General features: G+C 43.7%; 19 protein-coding genes, 1 tRNA gene and 1 pseudogene. 13 read left to right on the top strand and 8 right to left on the bottom strand.

The window, feature by feature from the left end; genetic code table 11:
* The first annotated feature begins 30 nt into the window (after positions 1-30).
* Together F6K57_RS00945 and F6K57_RS00950 are read left to right on the top strand one after the other, a co-directional pair.
* Entirely contained in the window at positions 31-3,360 is a 3,330-nt protein-coding gene (locus F6K57_RS00945; protein WP_293064008.1) for a response regulator, read from the top strand.
* A 99-nt stretch (positions 3,361-3,459) separates the two neighbouring features.
* Complete coding sequence (locus tag F6K57_RS00950; protein ID WP_293043541.1) at positions 3,460-5,268, top strand: SpoIID/LytB domain-containing protein; 1,809 nt, start codon at positions 3,460-3,462, stop codon at positions 5,266-5,268.
* A 231-nt stretch (positions 5,269-5,499) separates the two neighbouring features.
* On the opposite strand, the gene F6K57_RS00955 is transcribed toward F6K57_RS00950, so the two are convergent.
* Positions 5,500-5,793 carry a ferredoxin gene (locus F6K57_RS00955; protein ID WP_293023207.1) on the bottom strand — a complete coding sequence of 98 codons (294 nt, stop codon included), beginning with the start codon at positions 5,791-5,793 and terminating at the stop codon, positions 5,500-5,502.
* Between the two features lie 492 nt (positions 5,794-6,285).
* On the opposite strand from F6K57_RS00955, the gene ilvC reads away from it, so the two are divergent.
* Complete coding sequence (gene ilvC, locus F6K57_RS00960) at positions 6,286-7,281, top strand: ketol-acid reductoisomerase (RefSeq protein WP_075905891.1); 996 nt, start codon at positions 6,286-6,288, stop codon at positions 7,279-7,281.
* A 239-nt stretch (positions 7,282-7,520) separates the two neighbouring features.
* On the opposite strand, the gene F6K57_RS00965 is transcribed toward ilvC, so the two are convergent.
* A complete protein-coding gene (locus tag F6K57_RS00965) occupies positions 7,521-8,933 on the bottom strand; it encodes an amidase (RefSeq protein WP_293064012.1) in 1,413 nt (470 codons plus the stop codon).
* Positions 8,934-9,333: 400 nt separating this feature from the next.
* Between F6K57_RS00965 and F6K57_RS00970 the strand changes: the two genes are divergently transcribed.
* The 3 genes from F6K57_RS00970 to F6K57_RS00980 all read left to right on the top strand — a co-directional run bounded on the left by F6K57_RS00970 (position 9,334) and on the right by F6K57_RS00980 (position 11,666).
* Positions 9,334-10,128 carry a DUF4058 family protein gene (locus F6K57_RS00970; protein WP_293023211.1) on the top strand — a complete coding sequence of 265 codons (795 nt, stop codon included), beginning with the start codon at positions 9,334-9,336 and terminating at the stop codon, positions 10,126-10,128.
* A gap of 457 nt (positions 10,129-10,585) precedes the next feature.
* The gene (locus F6K57_RS00975; RefSeq protein ID WP_293023213.1) at positions 10,586-11,251 is read left to right on the top strand and encodes a hypothetical protein; all 666 of its coding nucleotides are present in this window, start codon (positions 10,586-10,588) and stop codon (positions 11,249-11,251) included.
* A 31-nt stretch (positions 11,252-11,282) separates the two neighbouring features.
* Positions 11,283-11,666, top strand: coding sequence for a hypothetical protein (locus tag F6K57_RS00980; RefSeq protein ID WP_293023215.1), 384 nt, complete (start codon positions 11,283-11,285; stop codon positions 11,664-11,666).
* 254 nt (positions 11,667-11,920) lie between these two features.
* Here F6K57_RS00980 and F6K57_RS00985 read toward each other — a convergent pair whose 3' ends face one another.
* The gene (locus F6K57_RS00985; protein ID WP_293023217.1) at positions 11,921-13,084 is read right to left on the bottom strand and encodes a pentapeptide repeat-containing protein; all 1,164 of its coding nucleotides are present in this window, start codon (positions 13,082-13,084) and stop codon (positions 11,921-11,923) included.
* Positions 13,085-13,340: 256 nt separating this feature from the next.
* On the opposite strand from F6K57_RS00985, the gene F6K57_RS00990 reads away from it, so the two are divergent.
* Both F6K57_RS00990 and F6K57_RS00995 read left to right on the top strand, forming a co-directional pair.
* Positions 13,341-14,135 carry an MOSC N-terminal beta barrel domain-containing protein gene (locus tag F6K57_RS00990; protein WP_293064017.1) on the top strand — a complete coding sequence of 265 codons (795 nt, stop codon included), beginning with the start codon at positions 13,341-13,343 and terminating at the stop codon, positions 14,133-14,135.
* 355 nt (positions 14,136-14,490) lie between these two features.
* The gene (locus F6K57_RS00995) at positions 14,491-14,685 is read left to right on the top strand and encodes a hypothetical protein (protein ID WP_293023221.1); all 195 of its coding nucleotides are present in this window, start codon (positions 14,491-14,493) and stop codon (positions 14,683-14,685) included.
* Between the two features lie 133 nt (positions 14,686-14,818).
* Here the strand turns inward: F6K57_RS00995 and F6K57_RS01000 are convergent.
* From F6K57_RS01000 to hisF, 3 genes are all read right to left on the bottom strand, one after another.
* A tRNA-Ala gene (locus F6K57_RS01000) sits at positions 14,819-14,891 on the bottom strand.
* 77 nt (positions 14,892-14,968) lie between these two features.
* The gene (locus tag F6K57_RS01005; RefSeq protein ID WP_008183028.1) at positions 14,969-15,181 is read right to left on the bottom strand and encodes a hypothetical protein; all 213 of its coding nucleotides are present in this window, start codon (positions 15,179-15,181) and stop codon (positions 14,969-14,971) included.
* 126 nt (positions 15,182-15,307) lie between these two features.
* Positions 15,308-16,078 carry an imidazole glycerol phosphate synthase subunit HisF gene (gene hisF / locus F6K57_RS01010; protein WP_293064019.1) on the bottom strand — a complete coding sequence of 257 codons (771 nt, stop codon included), beginning with the start codon at positions 16,076-16,078 and terminating at the stop codon, positions 15,308-15,310.
* Positions 16,079-16,119: 41 nt separating this feature from the next.
* Between hisF and ruvB the strand changes: the two genes are divergently transcribed.
* Positions 16,120-17,211, top strand: coding sequence for a Holliday junction branch migration DNA helicase RuvB (gene ruvB, locus F6K57_RS01015; protein ID WP_293023226.1), 1,092 nt, complete (start codon positions 16,120-16,122; stop codon positions 17,209-17,211).
* 175 nt (positions 17,212-17,386) lie between these two features.
* A pseudogene (locus tag F6K57_RS01020) lies at positions 17,387-17,881 on the top strand (fumarylacetoacetate hydrolase family protein); the annotation flags it as partial.
* Here the strand turns inward: F6K57_RS01020 and F6K57_RS01025 are convergent.
* Positions 17,878-18,351, bottom strand: a complete 474-nt coding sequence (locus F6K57_RS01025; protein ID WP_293064022.1) for a Tic20 family protein — start codon at positions 18,349-18,351, stop codon at positions 17,878-17,880. The pseudogene F6K57_RS01020 and the gene F6K57_RS01025 overlap by 4 nt on opposite strands.
* Before the next feature lie 139 nt (positions 18,352-18,490).
* The gene (locus F6K57_RS01030; RefSeq protein ID WP_293021609.1) at positions 18,491-18,688 is read right to left on the bottom strand and encodes a hypothetical protein; all 198 of its coding nucleotides are present in this window, start codon (positions 18,686-18,688) and stop codon (positions 18,491-18,493) included.
* A gap of 761 nt (positions 18,689-19,449) precedes the next feature.
* Here F6K57_RS01030 and glyA point away from each other — a divergent pair.
* From glyA to F6K57_RS01045, 3 genes are all read left to right on the top strand, one after another.
* Positions 19,450-20,733, top strand: coding sequence for a serine hydroxymethyltransferase (gene glyA / locus F6K57_RS01035; RefSeq protein ID WP_293064023.1), 1,284 nt, complete (start codon positions 19,450-19,452; stop codon positions 20,731-20,733).
* A gap of 1,577 nt (positions 20,734-22,310) precedes the next feature.
* On the top strand, positions 22,311-23,132 hold the full coding sequence (locus F6K57_RS01040; RefSeq protein ID WP_293064024.1) for a PEP-CTERM sorting domain-containing protein: 822 nt from the start codon (positions 22,311-22,313) through the stop codon (positions 23,130-23,132).
* Positions 23,133-24,000: 868 nt separating this feature from the next.
* Positions 24,001-24,783, top strand: a complete 783-nt coding sequence (locus tag F6K57_RS01045; protein ID WP_293064025.1) for a PEP-CTERM sorting domain-containing protein — start codon at positions 24,001-24,003, stop codon at positions 24,781-24,783.
* The last annotated feature ends 138 nt before the right edge of the window (positions 24,784-24,921 follow it).

Raw genomic sequence — 24,921 nt, forward strand, 5'->3', positions numbered from 1 at the left:
TTAGAACTATCATGGAGGGAACCGGCGAACTTGCCAAGGCAAAAGGTCAAAAATGTGCGCCTATGTGGAATTAATGCTTTCCGAATGTCTAACAACCTAGATGCTCAGCCACCAGAAGTAATCAAAGACGAATTTAACCTAGATAACTTCCTAGAAGATATACCTGATATAGAGGAAGTGGAAAAACCAACTACTGATATCATCCCATACCAGACCGATGATGCTGGAGAACCGAAAGTTGGCATGGAAGAACTAAATAGCTTAGCTGATATCTTTGAAGGTCAGACCCCTGATTTGGATCAAACCTGGCAAGAAGAAGAAATTATCGCTCCAGATAACCAGCAGTTGTCTAGCCAATCAGACAATTCTATCACTACAGACGAACCACAGGATTTATCTGACCTGATTAAAGAACTTGATGAGTTGGAAATTCCGGAGGCAGCAGAGTCTACCGAGGAAGATTTACTCAGTTTGTTCGATGAGGAATTTCCAGAAGAAGCAGCCTTTGAGTTACTACAGTCAAGGGAGTCAACTCGAAAGGATAGTCAACCTAACCTTACTCCAAGCCTGACAGATAAAGACCTTGAAGAATTACTTTCTTTTGGGAGTAGTGAGGGAAGCCTAACTCAAAAAACTAACCCAGCGGACGAATTAAGTAGTTTATTTGATGATACCTTTTTTGAAGAAAATAGCTCAAGCTCGGAAAGTACTCCTCCCACCAAATTAGATAGTTATGGGATGGGCAAACAGCAGCCTATCCCACCAAGCACCCCACACCCGGACCCCACCCACACCGACCTGAATGAAGATTTCAATCTGGTCAATGACTTGGAGCTGATTCCAAATCACCCCCCTGCAAACCATGAACAGCCAGCAATTAATTCCCCATCAACCACAGGGTCTCCAAAGCCCACCTCGACTTCAGATCGACCCAGTGAGCCGTCTACACCCACTCGTAGTCCAACTGTCAAAGGAAAAAATAGAAAATCCCATCCCATAAAATCAAACAAATTACCAGATTCATCACCAAAACCATTACCAACAACCCAAGATCAATGGCAGCAATTAGAGCAGCTGTTGGCAGAAGCTACCGCACATTACCAAAACGTTGATTTTGACAGTATAAAACCTCTGGATGTGACCTTACCCACTGCTGAGGTGGGATCAGAGCAGAAAAGAATATTTGATGAACTAGAACTCCTATTAAATGAAACTAGTAGCCCTGAACCTAACCACTCCCTAGACCAAGAAACCCCGAAAACCAATCAGGTGGATTCAGTAGAGGATGACTTTAAAGAAATCGAGCACTTGCTAGAGCAGGCAAATCAAAGCATCTCTGCTATCCCAGGAGGGATGAACCAGGATCTGTCTCGCCAAACAAGGCGTCCGAGGTCTAAGCTATTTGAACAAACCATGCGGGTACCGGTTAAACAACTGGACACCCTGAGCAATTTAGTGGGAGAACTGGTGGTTGGTCGCAATAGCTTAGAGCAAGATCAAGAACGGCTGCGGCAATTCTTAGATAATTTATCCCATCAGGTATCGAGCCTCAACGATGTGGGTTTGAAAATGCGGGACTTGTATGAGCGAACCCTGCTGGAAAATTCCCTATTGTCTAGTAGTAGGATTTACCGCACTACAAGCATCCAAGAACGGGAACAAGGAAACCAGAATTGCACCAGCAAAGAAGACTATCACCCCCTGGAAATGGACCGCTTTACAGGCTTCCATTTGCTATCCCAAGAGATCATTGAGCTGATTGTCCGGGTTAAGGAGTCGGCATCTGACATTGAGTTTTTGGTGGATGAAACCGACCAAGTAACTCGTACCCTCAGACAGGTAACTAATCAACTCCAAGAAGGACTGACGCGATCGCGTATGGTGCCCTTTGCCCAGGCAGCAGACCGAATGCCCCGTGCAGTTAGGGAAATTTCCTTGCAGGAAGGCAAGGAAGCCGAGCTACAGGTTGAGGGGCGGGAAACCTTGATTGATAAAATGATCTTGGAACACCTCTATGATCCTATGACCCACCTGGTCAACAATGCCATTACCCACGGGATTGAGCTACCAGAGGAACGGCTGGCTGCGGGGAAGCCTAGGGCGGGTAAAATCACCCTCGGAGCATTCTACCAGGGAAATCAGACGGTGATTTCCATCTCGGATAATGGGGGGGGCATTGATCCAGATCGAATTAGAGCTAAAGCCCTTGAAAAGAATCTCATTTCCCCAACTGAGGCAAAAACCCTGAGCGACTTGGAGTTGTTCAATTTTATCTTCCACCCTGGGTTCACCACTGCTGAGAAAGTGACTGATACCAAAGGTCGAGGAGTAGGTATGGATGTGGTGCGCACCTGCTTAAGTGAAATTCGGGGAACCATTACTATCGACTCTACTCTCGGCCAAGGAACCACCTTTACCATTCGCTTACCCCTGACCCTGAGTATTTGTAAAGCCCTCTGCTGTGTAAGCGATCGCGCCAGAATTGCTTTTCCCATGGATGGGGTGGAAGACATGCAGGATGTCTCCCCTGACTGCATTCAGACCAATTCCCAAGGTCAAGCCTTTCTTCAATGGCGGGACACCCAGATCCCATTCAAGCCCCTCTCAGAGTTGCTGACCTACCATAGCCAACTCAGCCGGGCTAGTGTCTATGGCAGCCAACGGGAAGACAACCTGATTTCTGTGGTGGTACTGCGCAGTACAGGTAACATGCTCGCCGTAGAGGTTGATCAGGTATTAGGGGAGCAAGAAATTGTTATTAAGCAAATCGAAGGCCCTGCACCGAAGCCAGTAGGCATTACCGGGGCGACCGTCTTAGGGGATGGTCGAGTAATGCCCATTGCTGACGTTCTAGAACTGATTGACCTTGCTATGGGTCGGATTCGTAAAGATGGTGGTGTTGCGATCTGGCAAAGGATGGAAACTCCGACTGCTAGCGGAGCCGAGGTCAATCTGATCAAATCTGATCCCATGGTTTTGATTGTGGATGATTCAATCACAGTCCGTGAACTCCTTTCTATGACCTTCAGTAAAGCTGGTTATCGGGTAGAACAAGCCCGTGATGGTCAAGAAGCCTGGGATAAACTCCGGTCTGGTTTGCCTTGCGAGATCGTATTCTGTGACATTGAAATGCCCAGAATGGATGGTCTAGAACTCCTATCTCGCCTTCAAAAAGACCCAGATTTGTGTGAAATCCCCCTGGCCATGCTCACCTCTCGTGGTGCTGATCGACACCGGAAAGTAGCTGCTGATCTCGGTGCTAGAGGCTATTTTACCAAACCCTATCTAGAAGACGTGCTACTAGATGCTGCCCAACGAATCAGGCAAGGGGAAGTGTTGTTAGCTCGAAGTAATCAATAGAGGTAATCCCAACAGGTAACTGCGGGCAGCATCTTCAACCAAATCATCCCAATCCCAAACCAAAGACCATGACCAGACCTGGTTAGGGTAACAATACCTGTGGAGGATCGTACTTTTCGGGATCTAGAATCGGGGAATGGGAATTATGGATTGGGTACTTTAAAAACTAAGCTAATGACAATAAAAGCGTTTGACTTGAATTCGCATCAAAATACGGCATCGGGTAAGACAGGTCGGTTTCGCAATTGGATAGTGGGGTTCACGAAAAAACCGATCTCTCTCAATTCCCCAGCTTCCAATCCCCATTTCCTCATACCGTTGATGACACTATCGTTGTGGGGACTACCTATCCTATCAGGGTTAGCTGCCAAAGCCTCAGATATCCCACTAAAAGTGGGAGTTGTGCAGCGCTTTGGAGATGAACCAACTGACAAGCTCACCCTGAAAGCTGCCCCGGACGATCAGCTAACCGTCAAATTTTTAGGCGGTGATATGCAACCGAAAACCAAGCAGCTTAGCAGCCTTAAGCTGGAAATAGTCAATAAACCGTTACAGCAGCCCCAGATCGAAGAGTACGTGGTCTTGAGTAACCATGGGACCTTTGAAACTGCAGAAGATAGTGCCAATAAATGGCGGGAAAAGGGGATTGAGGTGGAAGTTGCCAAGCCTGACCGCTGGCAGGTGTGGGCAAAACGGAGTGTTTATCAAACGCCTTTATTGCGACGTCTACTGCTAGCAAGTATCAAAGCCAAAGGTGATACTACTGCCTATATTGATACTAATGTTGTCACCGAGGTGCCCCATGCTTCCTTTGTGATTGGTAACTATCGCTACCATCGACGGGAAATCGATATTACTGCTGGTAAAAATCTGATCTGGGTTAGCAAAGGAGAAAATAACCGTAGGACAAGACTTTATCCTGGTAGTCTACGCATCCAGCCCAATGCCTATGGTGACTATACTTTAGTAAATCAGGTACCTCTAGAAAGCTACTTGCGGGGTGTGGTACCTCATGAAATTGGAGCTGGAGCACGCTATTCAACCGTAGCTGCTCAGAGCATTATTGCTCGCACCTACGCCTTGCGGAACCGACGCCGATTTAATGTTGACGGTTACGAACTCTGTGCGGATACTCACTGCCAGGTTTATTTCGGAATAAATCAAACCAATCCAGTGGCTGACCGTGCGATCGCAGCCACTAAAGGTCTAGTGCTGACCTACAACAATGAGTTAGTAGATGCCCTGTATTCCGCTGCAACTGGTGGAATCAGTGCGCCTTTCAGTGATGTTTGGAATGGGTCAGAACGTCCTTACTTAAAAGCAGTGGTAGACTCCCCATACTCCCTCTGGAATTTGTCACAAAAATCCTTAGCAGACGAACAAAATTTCCGTGAGTTCATGAACTTGAAGCAAGGATTTAATGAGACTGACAATAGTTACTTATTCCGCTGGAAGTACAACAATAGCTTAAAACAAGTCACCAGCCATTTACAACGCTATCTCAAAAAAACCAAACACCCCCTTGCCAACTTCACTACCATTGAGCATATGGAAGTGGTAGAGCGTTCACCAGCAGGACGAGTGCTGAAAATGGCGGTAACAACGGATCGGGGTATCCTGGAGCTGAGTAAAAATGAAGCCCGCAGCGCCTTTGGTCCTCCCCGCAGCACCCTCTTCTACGTAGACCCGATTTATGACAAAGCCAACCAAACCCTCAAAGGCTTCGTGTTCGTAGGTGGCGGCTTTGGACATGGGGTTGGCTTCAGCCAACACGGTTCCCAAAATTTAGCTAAACTCGGTTGGTCCGCAGAAAAAATTCTCAGCTTCTATTATCCTGGTACTCAAATTCAGCCTTTGAACAATTCTATTATCTTCTGGCAAAATGCCAGCGCACTAGTAACACCCTAGTCTAATCAAGGGTAAAAGGGGGGAGAAGGGGAAGATACGGAATAATTTCAGGAAAATTACCTCCTTCTCCTCCTTGATTTAGCAATAAGCGCGTGATTTCTCCATCACCCTATTACCTAATCATCTCATCACCCGATTTTCGGCGATGGGGAAGTAAAGAGCTCAAAGAGTAAAACACCCAACTTGTAAGCTCTGTTACTTCCCCTCTGTTATTAGTACTTATAGTAGTACTTAGTACAGTGCTTCCTCTTGATGAGTAGTGATCGTGCAATCAGAAGTGGGGTAGGCCACACAGGTCAGAACGTAGCCAGCCGCAATTTGCTCATCATCCAGGAAAGATTGGTCTGACTGATCAATAGTACCACTCTCTATTTTGCCAGCACAGGTAGAGCAGGCACCCGCACGGCAGGAATAAGGCAGATCTACACCTTGCTCCTCGGCAACGTCGAGAATGTAATCGTCCTCAGGAACGTCAAGGGTTGACTCGCCATCTGGTGTTTTCAAGGTGACTTTGTAAGTTGCCATGTTTTAGTAATCCTCTCGATTTAAAACAATAGTAGAGACGTTGTGAGTATACGGCAAAAGCCTATCCTTTGGTTCAAGGAGCTTGGCATGCTTATTTTTACTCCATCTCTGATACTACGGGAAAACTCTCAGTAGATTAAGACCGATTAAGAATGAAAGGCTTAATCCCCAATTCGATAAGTTTTACTTATATATTTTTCACAAGTATCTACACCAGAGAGTTAGCTGTAAAACCGATCCATGAAAATGCTCTAATATCTAGGTTTAACAGGTTTTTTAAAGATCCTATCTCCCTCAGATAACTTTGGCAAAATCCTTAGGAATTTATAATTAGAAATACTTATCATTACCATCCAAGACCTGTATCCACACATGGGGTAATGTGGTGATGGATTGATCGATAAAAAGGTATCTCACCTGCCAGGCTTGAGATCAGTTTTGCGGTATCATGGTAAGTTTGCAATGACCAGCAAAAAAGGAACAGAAACTGCAATGGCTCAGATGTATTACGATACCGACGCTAACCTAGACCTACTGGCGGATAAAACTATAGCTATCATCGGCTATGGTTCTCAAGGTCACGCCCACGCCCTTAATCTTAAAGAAAGTGGTATGAATGTGATCGTGGGACTGTATCCAGGTAGTAAGTCTAAGACGAAAGCTGAAGAAGCAGGCTTAACCGTCCACACAGTGGCTGATGCTGCTAAAGCGGCTGACTTGGTGATGATCCTGCTGCCCGATGAAGTGCAAAAAACCATTTATCAGGCAGAAATTGAGCCAAATCTGACCGAGGGTAATGTTATTGCCTTTGCCCACGGCTTCAATATTCATTTTGGTCAAATTGTTCCCCCAGAGTTCGTAGATGTGATCATGGTTGCTCCCAAAGGTCCAGGACATTTGGTGCGGCGCACCTATGAACAGGGAGAAGGGGTACCTTGTCTATTTGCTGTTTACCAGGATGCCACAGGTCAAGCACGCGATCGCGCCATGGCTTACGCCAAAGGAATTGGTGGTACCCGTGCCGGGATTCTTGAAACTACCTTCCGGGAAGAAACAGAAACTGACCTATTTGGTGAGCAAGTCGTATTGTGTGGCGGCTTGAGTGAATTGATTAAATCTGGATTTGAGACCCTAGTCGCTGCTGGTTATCAACCAGAATTGGCCTATTTTGAATGCCTTCATGAAGTCAAACTGATTGTTGACCTAGTCGTCGAAGGTGGTTTAGCTAACATGCGGGATAGCATCTCCAACACTGCTGAATATGGTGACTATACCCGTGGGCCAAGGATTGTTACTGATGAAACTCGCGCCGAGATGCGTAAAATCCTCAAAGAAATTCAATCAGGTCAATTCGCCCGTGAATTTGTCTTGGAAAATCAGGGAGGTAAACCGGTCTTCACTGCTATGCGCCGTCAGAATAAAGAACATCCCGTCGAGGAAGTTGGTAAAGACTTACGCGCTATGTTTAGCTGGTTGAAAAAAGTCTAAGCATTCTTGACCGTTGACGGTTTACTATTAACCTTTTAAATCAAGACCTCTTAAATCAGGACTTACTTATAATCAGGACTTACGCTATGACTCTACTTGTCGGATGGAGAAATAACTCATATGTGGCGTAAGTCCTGTAAATTCTAGATTTTATAGCAGTCGAAGTCAAGGTTCAGACATATTTCTGTTCCCTGTTCCCTATTCCCTGTTCCCTTTAAAGCAAAATAGTATGTCCTAAACTATACTTCCGTTGCTATAGTGGGACGATGATGACTCCAAGGGTTTGCTGCTTCTAACTGAGCCGCTAATGCCAATAGTGTTGCTTCTGATGCTGGAGGTCCCACTAACTGAATTCCGACAGGTAAACCCTTGTCATCAAAACCAGCAGGAATTGCGATCGCAGGAAGTCCAGTAGCATTAAATGGTGGACACGGTCCAATCCAATTAATAATATTCTCCAAGGTTTCTTCATAACTCAAATCGTCCCATTCTCCTACCCGAATCGGTGGATGTAAATAAGTAGGCAACACTAGCACATCATAAGTGTTAAAGAATCCCACAATTTGACGGGCTATAATTTGTAGCTTAGTCACCGCTTGTAAGTATTCCCCAGCAGTACCGGATTGTTCAGCAATCCAGCGATTAATCGGACTTAAGGCTTCTAGGGGAATTCCTGCTGACGTTACCCCAGCTTGCCATACTGTCTTAAATGGTTCTACTATGTCACTGAAATCTGGACAACCCCGTTCAACCAGATGTCCCATCCCTTCCAGTCGCTGCACCGTTTCCACCACAATCTTTTCACATACAGCTGACGCTTCTCCCATCGGTTTAATCGATGTGGCAAAACTAATCCGCAAATTATCCAGTTGTTGATGGGTAGCCTCTAGAAACGATATCTCTGGGTCAGGTAACCAGTAAGGGTCTCCAGTAATATAGCCAGACATCACATCCAGTAAAGCAGCTGCATCAGCTACCGTCCGTGCCATCGGACCAATACTAGCAATACCACTTTGAAAGTCTCCTACTGGAGCGGAAGAAATACGACCTCGTGTCGGTTTAATGGCGACCAAACCACAGCAAAAGGCTGGACCGCGCAGGGAACCCCCACCATCGGAACCTTGGGCAATGGGAGATAAGCCAGCTGCTACTGCTGCAGCTGAACCGCCACTAGACCCCCCTGGTGTGTAGTCCAGATTCCAGGGATTGCGAGCCGGTGGAAATCCTGGGGGTTCGGTATAGGGTAAGGAACCCAGTTCAGAGGTAGCGGTTTTACCTAAAATAATGAATCCAGCTTGCTTGATGCGGGTGATTACCCCATCATCATAGTTAGCAATATTGTCTTTGAGGGCAGCAACACCAAAGCTACAAGGGAGTCCTTCTACAGCCCTGAGGTCTTTAATGGCAATCGGGACACCAAAAAATGGAGGGAGTTTAGAGGTATCGGTAGTTTGGGCAAGTTGTTCGGTTTTGGCTTTAGCATCCGCAAGTGCCATGTCAGACGCCACAGTGAAGTAACTGCCCAGTTGGGGATTTAATGCTTCGATGCGTTCAAGGTAGAGTTGGACTAATTCCAGGGGTGATATCTCACCCTTGCGGATCAGTTGGGCTTGGTCTAGAGCTGGAGTAAAGGCTAGGTCAACTTGATTCATAATGGTTCTTTGCTATCAAGGGATGCTAATTTCTCAAAAAAAATGCCTAAGAGTATTGCTAGGCAAAACTTTTAGGCATTCAGATGCTAGTTAGTAAAAACTGAATTATTAAAATCTCAAAGCTATACAGAGTAAGACTTTGAGAGACTTTTTGTTAAACGTTGCTTAAATCCTAAGGATATAGCAGCTTAGGGGGTTAACCCAGACCCTAGCTGTCTTAAGATTAATTTTATTTAGACGCTATTATACCACTTAATTTTATAAATTGGTATAACACATCGTCAAATCCTGGTGATTTTCCGGAAGTTTCCGAAAAATACTGGCCAGGTTGCAGCTACCAAAGAGCCAGACTTCTTCGTTAATCTAGGAATTATACCACTTCACCGCCTCAATACACAATATGCCTTCACCCTTTCCTGGGATGAATCCCTACCTGGAAAAACCTGAATATTGGTCACAAGTCCACAAGTGGCTAATTGTCCTGATTGCCCAAAGCCTGAACCCCCAACTACGTCCGAAGTATCGGGTAGCAATTGAGGAAAGAGTCTACAACGCTACTGGTGATGATTCGATGCTAGGTAGAGTGGGCATCCTGCCCGCCCGAAAAGATCATGTAGTCGTTCAAAGTTCTCAAAGCAACCACCAAGAACCCTCAGCTCTGGTTACCGTTGCTGCTCCTAGGGTCAAACCAATGAAGATTGCTCTACCGATGACTGAAACGGTTAGGGAGTGGTATTTAGAAGTGCGAAAGGTAGAAACTGGCAAAGTAATTACTGTTATCGAAATTCTTTCTCCCAAAAACAAACGGTCTGCAGAAGGGCGCAGCACTTATGAAACCAAACGGCAAAAAATCTTAGATAGCTTAACCCATTTAGTGGAAATTGATTTACTGCGTCAAGGAAAACCGATGGCTATGAATACTCAAGCCTTCCAGAGCCACTATCGCATCGTAGTCAGCCGTTCTCAAGAACGTCCCCAAGCGGATTTATATGCCTTCAATCTCCCCCAAGCAATCCCTTCGTTTCCTTTACCTCTCCAACCAGGCGATCGAGAACCTACCGTTAATTTACAACAATTATTACATAATCTATACGACCAAGGGAGTTATGATTTAGCGATTGATTATAGTCAAGATCCGCCACCACCTTTATCGACCGCAGATGTAGCTTGGGTAAAGCAAGTCTTGATTGAATAGTAGCCTGCAGCTGGTTCTAGATTTGAGTAATATCCAGTCCGGTTAATCCCTTACGAAATAATCCCTAATCTTAAACTACCAATTACTAATTATATAGTACCCATTAGTAGGCAAAGTATAGAATAATTAGTCAACCGGACATGATATAATGTTATCATGCCACCTTAGAGGATATCTGAAAAGTTTTTTTATACTGGATTTTGCCCCCCTAGCCCCCCAACTTTGGGGGGAAAAAGAGTCAATTTTATTCTAAAAGTCCCCCAAAATTGGGGGATTTAGGGGGCTTGGATGTAGCAAATGAGACTTCTCAGACAACCTCTTAGTTATATATTATTGGTAATAGATACTAATAACTATGCAGTTTCGGACTCATAACAACTATGAAATTACTGAGCTAATAGCTCAACAACCTTCGTCGTCACCTGCACCGCAAATAAATAAAAGCACTAGAACAAACGTGCAGTCAGACGATCCTATTACCATTATCATTGCTTTATTTAGTTTACTTGTATCTATAGCTGTAGCTTATACATCAAATTTCAGGAAAGCTAACCTTAAGCTGTCTTTGGGAAGAAACATTATATTTTTTCCTACATACATTACTGTCCCAACTGGTAATAAAAATATTGTCGGATTAGGCTTCAATCTTCCCATAACTTTCTACAATTGGAGTCCTCAAGGAGGAACCATTCAACGGATTCGTTTAGTTGTTGGCAGAAAAGATAATGACAATTTTTACGACATGGCATGGACTACTTTCGTTAAAATCGAGAGTGCCGGAAATTTTCAAGATGAAAATCTAGCTCAACCGATTCCAGTACAAGCACGTTCTTCAGTAAATAAAATAGTTCGGTTCGATTGGAGTCCTGAATTAGGAGGAAAAGAATTTGATTTACAAGTTGGCAACTACGAGTTGAGGATTTATGGATGGACACAGAATACACAAAAACCTGACTTGAAGTACATGGCTTCTTTTAACCTTAAGGATCAACATTATCAACAATATAAAGACAACATAGCTGCTAACCTGACTGAATCGATCTGGGTGTCCCTAGACGAAAACGAAAAACCCAATCAGTTTGTGTCTAAACACACGATTGGTGTGCTTTACTCTAAAAAGTAAGTGTTTCATTAATCAAGGAGAACATTTTATTATGCCTGGAGATAGCAAGATATTCGGTTTCAATAATCTTAGTAAGAGTGTTTATAACGCTGGAAATATAGGAGGCATAGCTGAAAATTCTGTAACTGCTGATCTATCAATAGCCAACGAGCATAAGCAAACCCTAGTTGAAGCAGCAGAAGAAATCCAACAACTTCTAGACCAAGTCTCCCAGACTAATCCCACTACAACAAACAAAGAGAAGATTATAGTTGTAGGTGAAGTTGTTGACAAAATTGAGAATAACCCAACACTAAAAGTTAAGGTAATCAATTCCCTGAAATCTGGACGAGTAGATGCATTCAAGGAATCGATTGACCATCCGCTAGTGAATATTCTGATGGCGACTATTGAAGGGTTGGGGGAGGTAGAGTAACAGCTTAGGATTGTTGCAACACTCTACCATAGTAGACCTTAGCGGGGAATTAGGATAGGGTAGCGATCGCCTCAATAATTCCCCATTATCTCAATGAGTATTAGACAAAGTAGACTGGTCTGGTGGACAGTGATAGTATAATTAAAATTGCTTCGTATCCTGTCAGTAAGCTTCAGAATCCTTATAGTTTTTGCAAGCAAGAGGTTTACTTCAAGGTATGTCCTGATCAACCCTCAAACTTTTAGTGTTGAATCTTAATAATTATATCCTTCAGGTATATCTTCCTCTTCCTTGATTAATTTCATGCCAGCAGTTTTAGGGTCAAAACCTTCAGGAAATATGGTGGGACAAGGATAGGTAATGTAAAGTCTTTCACATGCAGCTTCCGATGTTGTTTTGTCTGAATAAAGTGCGTCTTGTAAATTAGCTGCCGATAAATCAGTTCCTTGTAAATTAGCTGCCGATAAATCAGCTTCCTTTAAATTAGTTCTAGATAAACGAGCTTGCTGTAAATTAGCTCCTGATAAATCAGCTCCTGATAAATTAGCTTTAAATAAAATAGCTTTCTGTAAGTTAGCTTCCTCTAAATAAGATTGCTGTAAATTAGTTACTAATAAACTAGCGTTATGTAAATTAGCTGCATCTAAAATAGCTTGTTGGAAATTAGCTCTATATAAACGAGCTTTCTGTAACTGAGCTTCAGATAAACTAGCTCCCTGTAAATTAGCTCTATATAGACGAGCGTCTTGTAAATTAGCTTTAGATAAATAAGCTTTCTGTAAATTAGCTTTATATAAATAAGCTTTCTGTAAATTAGCTTCAGATAAATTAGCGTCTTGTAAAATAGCGTTAGCTAGGTTTGCACCAGAGAGCTTGACTCCTCTCAAATAAGCCTTTGGAGCCTCTAAACCCTCTAAGCTCTGTCTCCGCCAGGTCAACCAAAACCAGGGAATACGCCTTGGTCTTGAGTTTAGGAATTCCAAAGCTTCTATTCTGCCGCCACTGCCAGCTTGGTCATAGGCTGCTGTAACTACTTGCCATGCCTGATAAACTTCAGCATTTCGTCTATCCTGCTCACCACCAATAAAGACAATCACACCAACAAGTAGAGATAGATTACCAATTAGTCCTAAAATTTCTAGCAATGCTAATCTATTCAGATAATCCAGAACAGGCTCTAAAAACTTTTTTTCTATGCTGATGAAAGTTTGATGGCACTTGAACAAGGCTAACGTCAAAGGATTTTTAACAATTTGCTCAGCTTTATCCCAGTCTTGCTCCGCATCCCCTTCCCCTTTTACGAGTAGGCGATTTTGGTAAAGTTTATAGGCTATTTCTTCAACCTTTTGGTAATGATTTTTAGTTGACGAAGGGGTTAGAGAGACTTTGATTTGATTAAGAATTTGATTCAGCTTCATGATTGCCAACTCGGGGAAAACCCTATATATTTGGCTTATTCGTGGGCTTCTAAATCAACCCAATTGTCTGCTCCACAAATTACTAGACAAAGCGTAATGCTAATAATAGCAAGCACTAACAGTATTTTGGTTCGGTTTATTTTATCCCGTTTCCTAGTAAGCGTGAAGCACACTTCAATTTTATTCCCTGCTCCCTACTCCCTGCTCCCTAAAACCCACTCCTACTGAGTACCTCATCCAATTCAGAACTGCTATCATGACACAACCTTACCTTAAAGCTATCTATATCTACCCGATTAAATCCCTAGATCGGATTGAACTCCAAACCGCCACTCTTCTCAAAAGTGGTGCCCTAAAGCATGACCGGGAATTTGCCCTATTCGATCAGCAAGGTAAATTTGTCAATGGTAAGCGCAATGCCAAAGTTCACTTGCTGCGGTCGGTCTTCGATATCCAATCCCAATTGCTATCGCTACAGATTCAGGGCACAAACCAAAACATTACCTTTCATATTGATCACGGGCGAACTGCTCTGGAAGCTTGGTTAAAGGATTACTTCGATTTTCCAGTTAAAGTAGTGCAGAACACCAGCACTGGTTTTCCAGACGATACCAATGCTCTTGGTCCTACTATTATTAGTAGCGCTACCATTGAAACCGTTGCTTCTTGGTTCCCTGAAATAAGTCCTGAAGACATACGACGTCGGGTTCGAGCCAATCTAGAAATTGGAGGAGTTCCCGCTTTCTGGGAAGACCAATTGTTTACCGAATCAGGACAATCTATTCAGTTTAAAGTAGGGGAAGCTTTGATAGAAGGAATTAATCCCTGTCAACGTTGTATTGTTTTAGCACGAGACCCTCAGACCGGAGAAGCTACTGGTAATTTCCAAAAGACTTTCATGGCGAGACGCAAGGAAACCCTACCATCCTGGACAACCAGCGCTCGTTTCAATCATTTCTACAAATTAAGCGTGAATACAAACGTGCCTGTTTCAGAAGCCGGTAAAGTGTTGCACCAAGGGGATCCCATCGAAATCCTGAAGGGAGCGTGAAGGTTGACTAGGCTTTTTGCAGAAGCCAGGAACAGCTGATATGGCAACAGGAAAATCAAAAGAATTGACAAAAACAGTGTCTTGATGCAGGTTCCGCACACAGACCCAAAACCATGAGCGACTGTATCAACACAGCGATCGCTTCTAAACAAAGTAATTAACCTAAAGTGATATCAAATGTCAACCCTCAACCGTGAACTCTCAACACCAATCAATATCGGAAATTTTATTAAATAAAAATTTTTGACTTTTTTGCGGATTCGTCGCTCTGGAATTGAAGTAGAGATTTAGGTACATCTGAACAAACAGAAGCCAGACAAAACCTCTACCTACCAAATGTTTAAACCTCAGAGCAATGAATCATCAGTGGAACAATGTATTTGTGAAAGTCAGCACCTGGCTAGTGGCTGAGATCATCCTAAATTTGATTGGTCTAGATGACCTCGCCGATTACAGCGAATTCGTCTTCGATAAAGAGGTTTTAATCTCAACATCTCACCATCAAGTCTCACGGGTTTTCCCCCCTCGTCACTCCCAAGGCTTGTTTTAAGAGTTTCCCCTCAACCGTCAACCGCCAACCGTCAACAAATTCTAACCTTATTACTGAAGACTTATAGCCAAGCTACCCTAAGGCAACCCCTCAGGCTAAAAGACTTCAGCCTTTAATCAATATTTAAACAATATGGAGCTAAGCGGATTCGAACCGCTGACCCCCTCAATGCCATTGAGGTGCTCTACCAACTGAGCTATAACCCCGCAATTTTATAGTCCATCAACTAGTATACCTTGATAGCTCAGCTAAGTCAAGTAGTTTCAGAATGAAATTATCTCGATCAGTAGAATACGCTGGGAGACTGAGCCATTTGGGTAATATACCCCATACAGCTGTTCATCAGAAAATAAACAACTAACATGGCTGCTGCTGACATAGCTACTAAGGTACCAGCCAGCATCAGAGAGAACTCTTGGGTATCAAAGGCTTCCTGCATCAGGTGCAGTGACCAAGCCACCAAGGCGACATCAAATATTAGAATTATCACCAGCATTTTTTACAAAAATTAATATTGCATCCATATTTAGTTTAGCAGCTATAAAAATCGCTGCAAACCATTAAACTACTTAATACTACACAACAAAACTTAAATATTTCGGAAGAATAATCGATTAAGCTACTATGGCAATCGCACCGGAACTTGGTGCTGGTTCAAATAAGTTTTAATTTCAGATACACTCAGTTGCCCATAATGCAACAGGGAAGCTAGCAACGCCGCTTCAGCTTTGCCCTCAGTCAGAGCCTGATAAATATGATCGCAGTTGCCAGCACCACCGGAGGCAATCACAGGAATTTCCACCTGTTCAGCCATAGTGCGGGTTAGCTCTAAGTCATACCCAGCCTGGGTTCCATCCGCATCCATACTAGTAACCAAAAGTTCCCCAGCTCCCCGTTGTGCCACCTCTTTTGCCCATGCGATCGCATCAATACCAGTGTTCTCACGCCCTCCTCGCACGTAAACATTCCAACCAGGATTATCAGGATCTTCCCGACGACGAGCATCAATAGCAACTACAATGCACTGATTACCAAAGCGATCGCTGGCTTGATTAATAAAGTCCGGATTGCGTACAGCAGCCGAATTAATACTCACCTTATCGGCTCCTGCTCTTAATAATAATTTAATATTTTCTAGCGATTGGATCCCACCCCCCACCGTCAAGGGAATAAACACTTGTGCGGCTGTACGGTAGACTACATCAATAATAATGTCTCGGTCTTCATGGGTAGCAGTTATATCCAAAAACACCAGCTCATCTGCACCAGCATCATTGTAAACTTGTGCTAATTCCACTGGATCACCAGCGTCCTTAAGATTAACAAAGTTGACCCCTTTAACAACTCGCCCAGCTTTTACATCGAGGCACGGTAAGATTCTCTTAGCCAGCATAAGTAAACTAAGTATGAAGTATGAAGGATGAAGTATGACCCATGGCCATAACGTCTTTTAGACAACAGTACCAAAACCCAGATAGAGAACCCAAATCTAGCAAGAAGCGAAAAGGTCGCAGTAAACCCCGTCAGACGCAAAGCGATGGAGACCTACTGCTAGCAACGGCTACCGCTGAGGAAATTGGTCATCAGGAAGAGAGTATTAGACCGCAACGCTTAGCCGACTACATCGGACAAAAAGAACTCAAAGGAGTTTTGGAAATTGGCATTCAAGCCGCCAAAGCCAGAAATGAGGCCATGGATCACCTGCTGTTGTATGGACCACCAGGATTAGGGAAAACAACCATGTCGCTAATTTTGGCAACTGAGATGGAGGTGAATTGTAAAATTACTGCTGCACCTGCCTTAGAGCGTCCACGAGATATTGTGGGGCTTCTGGTTAATCTCAAGCCTGGGGATATCTTATTTATAGACGAAATCCATCGTTTATCGCGCATGACAGAGGAATTACTATATCCAGCCATGGAAGACTATCGATTGGATATCACTATTGGTAAGGGTCAGAGTGCCAAAACCCGTAGTATTCCTCTGCCGCAGTTTACCTTAGTGGGGGCAACCACCCGAGTAGGTTCCTTAACCTCACCCCTACGCGATCGCTTTGGTATGATCCAACGCTTACGCTTCTATGAGATCGATGAATTGAGTTTAATTGTAACCAGGACAGCTCAACTGCTCAAGGCAGCAGTAACGGAAGATGGTGCTGAGGAAATTGCCCGTCGGTCTCGTGGCACACCTCGAATTGCTAACCGACTCCTGAGGCGAGTGCGAGACTATGCTCAAGTCAAAGGCATTGAGCAAATTAACCAGGATGTAGCAGCTCAAGCCATGGAAATCTTTAATGTAGACCCGATGGGGTTAGATTGGACAGACCGACTAGTGCTAAAGGTAATGATTGAACAGTTCAATGGCGGACCAGTTGGTTTAGAAGCAGTGGCAGCCTCTACTGGAGAAGATGCTCAAACCATTGAAGAGGTTTATGAACCCTATTTGTTACAAATTGGTTTCCTGCACCGCACACCTCGGGGTCGCGTCGCCACATCAGCGGCTCGGAAACATTTGGGCTATGAGTAGTTGTTAGTAGTTAGTAATTAGCTTCCGGCAAAAGAAGCCCCACAACGAACATGCGCAGCATGAGTGTGGGATGAATTTTGCACAGGGTCTCTTGGATTCGGCAAAGCCGACGCGGGGCGCGTTCGGGGAAACGAGCTATCAAGCTGTCTTAAAACTCAGACGAGGTCATCCCTCTTCTCAGTCTCAGCGAGTAGACTATGAGGGAGAGTTAGCACTGGTAATCGGTGACTATTGCTTAGACTGCACACCAGACGAAGCTCAATCCAAAATTTGGGGTTATACGATCGCTAATGACGTAACGGCTAGGGATTTACAAAAGCGGGATGCCCAGTGGACCAGGGCTAAGGGATTTAATAGCTTTTGTCCCCTTGGACCCTGGATAGTCCGGGAGTTGAGTGCTGGGGCAAAATTGCAGACATTTCTGAATGACAACCCTGAGCCAGTTCAATCAGCTTTAATTAGTCAAATGGTATTTCCGCCAGATGTTTTGGTATCTTACATTTCCCAGGTGATGACCTTAGTACCAGGAGATGTGATCCTTACGGGTACACCCAAAGGGGTAGGACCAATGGAAATTGGCGATCGCGTCCGGGTGGAAATTGAGGGAATTGGTCAGTTGGAAAATACGGTGAGCTCACGCCCTTCACAGGTCAAGACTAGGCAAGACTAGGGGACTTGGCTGTAAACGGCTTGACTAAGGCTTGGTATTTCTGCGTAACGGCCCATCAATGATTGAATCATGGAGTAGCCGCAGGCGGCAAGGATTCCTAAAAATACTATATTATATAAGGTTTCTGTTAGCAAGTTAACCCCTAGTGCTTGGACTAAAATTGGCAACAATAGACGACACAAAACTAAAAGAATGTCTAAAAGAATCGCTTGCATGGTGTTAAAGCGAACAAAATGGCTGATTTGTGGGTTTCTGACTACGGCTAAGAATAAAACAAAGAAAATAATTAACCCCACGAAAGGCAAAGTGTAGAGTGAAATCAACGGTAGTAGTGGCAGGTAAATAATTTTCAGAATGGGAAACTGTTCTAGCATAAATTCACCAAAGGGCAAAACCTCAATTAGAGGGAGTAGATAAGGAAGGGCTGCAAAAATCCGGTCTTTAACATCTGTTGACCCGCGCCAAGTCATGGTGCTTTCTCCTTGAAGATGTTCAGATAAAGGGTAAACTAACTACTATTCAGCATAGCGCAGCACAACACTCTACCCCTGAGCGACCTGAAATGGGATTGACCTGCATGTCACGCTACGCGATCGCTTACTAGAAAAGTCAATCCATATTGACCAGACGGAAGCCCATTTCACACTCATACTGTTGAGCTTGCTTCTCACTGAGCTTCTTGAGCACATGACCACAGACCAATTTGCCTTGATGCCAGCGAGGTTGACCACTTGGGTCAGCCAGTAAACAACATTGACAGACAAGGTCGGGGGAAATTACTTGGTTGTCCGTTAGAATGACTAACATAGCACTAATCCCATTACACTATCAGGGCTGATGCCGAAGCATGATTCTTTTATTTCTTCTCAACAGCAGACTGAAGGATAGGAAACAGTGTTTACTGGTGTTTATTTGCTCACTATACCACCCATACTCATCCTGAAACTATTAACTAATCAGCTTAGTGCTTAAGTTTTGTTTATTAGTGCTGTTGATTAGAACTGTTGTTCAATGCTATTCCTATCTTATTCGATACTCTAGATGCTAGGTATTGCATTATTTAGATAATACTATAACTTTTAATAATATAATAAAAACTTTAAGTTTGGCTAAAACTTGGCTTAATCTGACTCTGAATCGTTTCAAACTCAAGCTTTCAGCTCATCCTTACCAATGAATTGTTTGACAGGACTTTTGGAAAGCTGGCGAAAAACTGGGCATTAAACGCCCATATGTAGTAGGAATAAGTAGTAGGCATAAGTAGTAGGGATAAGTAATAGGGTGCGTTAATAACCCACCCTGTAGGTAGAGTTACTGGGTAAGTCCTGTTTAAGGGTCGTGTCCAAACAAACCACCTGCCAAAAAATCTTCAGGGCGACTAAAGCTGCTATTTAGCTACCGGTAGTCGCTGATGGGATAAACCCGTGCATCAAAGCGCTACCTCAGTTTTTGATTCCCGCTCCTGCCTAGACAGGGCTTGATTGCCTCAGAGGATTTTTTGTAAGCATATACACCTTTAAGGTTGTTGTGTCAATTAGCAAACGTGATCGATCCTAGAAGTAAAGAAAGTGACTCAAACTAATTTAGATTTTCTCGCCGAAACCGATCCCACGATAGCCACCTATCTGGGAGAAGAACTCCAACGTCAACGGGAGCATCTGGAACTTATTGCTAGTGAGAACTTCACCTCCCCAGCGGTGATGGCAGCACAAGGCTCAGTGCTAACTAACAAATATGCTGAGGGATTGCCCGGAAAGCGCTACTATGGCGGCTGTGAGTTCATTGACAAAGTCGAACAAGTAGCGATTGACCGTGCTAAAGAACTTTTTGGTGCTGCTCATGCCAATGTGCAGCCCCATTCTGGCGCTCAAGCTAACTTTGCGGTATTTCTAGCCTTACTCAAACCTGGTGACAAGATTATGGGGATGGATTTGTCCCATGGCGGACACCTGACTCATGGGTCACCAGTCAATGTGTCCGGCAAATGGTTTGAGGTGTGTCACTACGGTGTCAGCCAGGAGACTGAGCAATTGGACTATGGTCAGATTCGGGAACTTGCTCTGAAAGAGCGTCCCAAACTGATTATTTGTGGCTATTCCGCTTATCCCCGAATCATTGACTTTGAAAAATTCCGCGCCATTGCTGATGAAGTGGATGCCTACCTGATGGCGGATATGGCTCACATTGCTGGTTTAGTTGCCACTGGTCATCACCCTAACCCCCTTCCTCACTGCCATGTGGTCACTACTACCACTCACAAGACCCTGCGTGGTCCACGGGGTGGCTTGATTCTGACCAATCAATCGGATTTGGGTAAAAAGTTCGATAAGGCAGTGTTTCCGGGAACTCAGGGAGGTCCGTTGGAACATGTGATTGCTGGTAAAGCTGTTGCGTTTGGGGAAGCCTTGACCCCAGCATTCAAAACCTATTCTGCCCACGTGATTGAAAATGCTAAGGCTTTGGCAAGGGCACTGCAAAACCGGGAGTTAAAGATTGTTTCTGGTGGTACAGATAACCATGTATTACTGGTAGATTTGCGCTCTATTGGTATGACAGGTAAGCGAGCTGACCAACTGGTGAGCGGTGTCAAGATTACGGCTAACAAAAATACTGTTCCCTTTGACCCAGAGTCGCCCTTTGTGACCAGTGGCTTGCGCCTAGGTTCCCCAGCCATGACTACCCGGGGCATGGGAGTGGCAGAATTTACTGAGATTGGTAATATTATTGCCGATCGCTTACTGAATCCAGAGGATGAGCAAGTGGCAAATCAATGTCGGCAGCGTGTGGCACAGTTATGCGATCGCTTTCCTCTGTATCCCCATCTCACCAGTCTTGTACCAAGTTTGGTCTAAGGGTTGAAGGTTGAGGGTTAAGCAGTAGGGTGGGCAAACTTCTTTGATCTAGAATACTCAAAACAACCAAACTGTTTTTGCCCACCCTACAAGCTGATCTCAGTAGAGTCAGTAGGGTGGGCAAACTTCTTTGATCTAGAATACTCAAAACAACCAAACTGTTTTTGCCCACCCTACAAGCTGATCTCAGTAGAGTCAGTAGGGTGGGCAAACTTCTTTGATCTAGAATACTCAAAACAACCAAACTGTTTTTGCCCACCCTACAAGCTGATCTCAGTAGAGTCAGTAGGGTGGGCAAACTTCTTTGATCTAGAATACTCAAAACAACCAAACTGTTTTTGCCCACCCTACAAGCTGGTTAACGAGAAACGAGTACTACTATAGGAGAAACCTGTACCCGTTTCTTGCTAACGGGTACAGGTTAGTGGTAAATGGGTACTCCTGTGTTAAAAGTCAGTACCCGATCTAGTTTGTTGTTGACCGTTGACCGTTGACCGTTAACCAGAGACTTCGCCAATAGTGTCTTTGGTTTATCAGGGAGTCGGGAGTCGGGAGTCGGGAGTCGGGAACTTCGGATTAAAAGAGCTGTCCGCCCTAACCCACCAATAGTCAGCGATTTCAGCTGTCTTAAGATTTACTTTATAAACAGTCTCTAAGTCCTATTCTGTCAACATCAATAATCGAACAGCCCTTATTCACACATTTAAATTGTGAATAGGGGCCCTTTGGGGAGATGGGGAGATGGTCAGAGGGTAGACCGGCTTTTGCACAAGTGGATTAACCGTTGGTCACGCTACGGCAACGATTGGCCGTTGGCCACACTACGCGATTGACCGTAGGTCACGCTACTTGAGGTGGAAATTTAAATGCATCTTAGGTTACCAAGTATAGCGTTTTTATTTGAGATGTATAGGACTGCATCAAGACAGGGAACAGGGAACAGCGGATCTGGGAACAGTAGGAAAGAGCTCCGAATAGTTTTTGATGTTATGAAAAATCAGCAATATTGTTTATGACCTATTTGTAAATGCTATATCTTCTGAATTATCTCTTATCAAAGGATTGTTCATCAAAACTTTATTAAGTTAAAGATTTAGTGAATTTTACTTTAAGTAGCTAAATTATTCCGGATTTATATGTAATAGTGTTGTTGGAAAATAAATCAGTCATCAATGTTAACTAGTTCATTGTTTTCATAGCTGCCAACCTAAAGCCGTCAAAGAAAAGACCCCCAGATGGGGATAATAATCAACAATGAACACTATCCTTAGAGCGCGCAGCTTAAGTTCCTAGGGATTTTTATCATTAGTTACATCCATGCTTAGACTAGTTGGCTTGGATGGGTCAGATCATGGTGCTTGCTTATTAAGAGGCTCTAGATTTTAGAATTAATTGATTTGAGCCCCTTGATGTTTAGATGATCTGACTTGTTAAGGAATTTTCCAATACTCTCCAAACCGATGCAGTCGCTCATGGGATAAACCCCCTTTGGCCGCGCTGCATCAAGACATAGTTCCAGCAAATAGTGTCGTCGCGAAAACCATAGCATTTTCCCTAACAAAGGAGCAATCAATTTTATGTCTACTCGTCAATTGTTCAATGTTTTAACCCTATGCTCAGGTACAGTAAGTTTAGTTAGTGCGGCAACTCTTTTAAGTGCTAACCCAGCCCTGGCAATTTTCAATGGCAGTTTTGAGACTGGTGATTTCACCGAATGGGCAACCATAGGCGACACTAGTATTGAGACAGAAGCGTTTGGAAGTGGTCCAACCGATGGAGACTTCCAAGCTCTACTAAGTACTGGTGTATTTAACACATTTCCTGTCACAGTTCCTGTCACAGTTCCTGTCTCGGATATAGAAACATTTCTAGGATTAACAGCTGGAAGCTTAGCTACTATCCCTAATCTTCCCAATGTAGACACTCCCACAGAGGGTTCTGCAATTCAACAAACCTTCACCGCCCATGCCGGAGATATTTTGACTTTTGATTGGAACTTTCTCACCAATGAATTTACATCATCTTTGAATCCAGAAGATTTTCCCGGTTTTCCCTTTGTTAATCCAGAAATTTATAACGATTTTTCCTTCGTCAGCATCTCTCAAATGGTAGATGGGCTAGCTGACACCAACTCCCCACTATTCATAGAATCTTTGACAGATTTTGTGACACCTTTCTTTGAAGAGACTGGCTTTCAGAGTTTTTCTTATACCTTTGAGACCTCCGGAAGCTTTAGTTTGGGATTTGGAGTCTTGGACGAGGATGATACTTTTGTTAGCTCTGGACTGCTGATTGACAACGTTGAGCTAACACCCGTTCCGGAACCTGCTTCAATTTTGGGCTTACTAGCATTAGGTGCTTTGGGAACAGGTGCAGCTTTCAAAAAAAAGACTGCATAGTTCTAAAGCACAGCCTCTAGGTCGGGAGTATCCCGAGTCCTCACCCAAAGGGAGTGACAAGCAGCATTATTAGCCTTACTGAATGTGGGGTGACCGGGCGAATGGGTGTAGAAAAACGAGGTAGCTGCATCGCTTTTAGCCTTCTTGTCACCCCCTCAAGGTTTCGAGTCTAGTTTTGCCTAAAAGACTCTTTATTAAAAGTTGCTTAAATCCTTGATAATGGAGCAGCCCCTATTCACATATTGAAATTGTGAATAGGGGCGCTTTGGTGAAATGGGGAGATGGTCAGAAGTTACACCTGCTCTTGCACCAGTGGATTGATTGGCCGTTGGCCACGCTACTTGAGGTGGAAATTTAAATACATATTAGCTGACCAAGTCTCTTCTGAATTATCTCTTATCAAAATATTTTTCATAAACCCTTTATTAGTTTAAATATTGAGTAAAGTTTACGTGAATTATGTCAATTATTCCGGATTTATATGTAATAGTGTTGTTGGAAAATAAATCAGTCATCAATGTTAATTAGTTCATTGTTTTCATAGCTACCAACCTCAAGCAGTAAAAGAAAAGACTCCCAGATGGGGATAATAATCAACAATGAACACTATCCTTAGAGCGCGCAGCTTAAGTTCCTAGGGATTTTTATCATTAGTTACATCCATGCTTAGACTAGTTGGCTTGGATGTGTCAGATCATGGTGCTTGCTTATTAAGAGGCTCTAGATTTTAGAATTAATTGATTTGAGCCCCTTAATGTTTAGATGTTCTGAGTTGTTAAGGAATTTTCTAAACTATTCAAATAGTTCGCTCAAATAGTGTCGTCGCGAAAACCATAGCATTTTCCCTAACAAAGGAGTAATCAATTTTATGTCTACTCGCCAATTGTTCAATGTCTTAACCCTATGCTCAGGTACAGTAAGTTTAGTTAGTGCGGCAACTCTTTTAAGTGCTAACCCAGCCCTGGCAATTTTCAATGGCAGTTTTGAGACTGGTGATTTCACCGAATGGGCAACCATAGGCGACACTAGTATTGAGACAGAAGCGTTTGGAAGTGGTCCGACAGATGGAGACTTCCAAGCTCTACTAACCACTGATTTTGGCTCAGTTCCTGTCTCGGATATAGAAACATTTCTAGGATTAACAGCTGGAAGCTTAGCTACTATCCCTAATCTTCCCAATGTAGGCACTCCCACAGAGGGTTCTGCAATTCAACAAACCTTCACCGCCCATGCCGGAGATATTTTGACTTTTGATTGGAACTTTCTCACGGATGAATTTACATCTTTGAGTGAAGAAATTTTTAACGATGTTGTCTTGTTTATTCCAGAAGAGTTTAACGATTTTTCCTTCGTCAGCATCTCTCAAATGGTAGATGGGCTAGCTGACACCAACTCCCCACTATTCATAGAATCTTTGACAGATTTATTTTTTGAAGAGACTGGCTTTCAGAGTTTTTCTTATACCTTTGAAACCTCCGGAACCTTTAGTTTAGGATTTGGAGTCTTGGACGAGGATGATGAGATTGTTGACTCTGGACTGCTGATTGACAATGTTCAGCTAACACCCGTCCCGGAACCTGCTTCAATTTTGGGCTTACTAGCATTAGGTGCTTTGGGAACAGGTGCAGCTTTCAAAAAAAAGACTGCTTAAGCATATGCGCTACGCGAACAGCGTTCAGCGCTCAGCGGTCAGCAGACAAAATACATTCTTGTAATTAGTTTAAATTAATCCTCAAAAAACCCCACTGGTTTAAAACACTGGTGGGGTTAATTTATGATTTGTGATTTG

The sequence above is a fragment of the Moorena sp. SIO4A5 genome (assembly GCF_010672005.1).
Lineage (GTDB): Bacteria > Cyanobacteriota > Cyanobacteriia > Cyanobacteriales > Coleofasciculaceae > Moorena.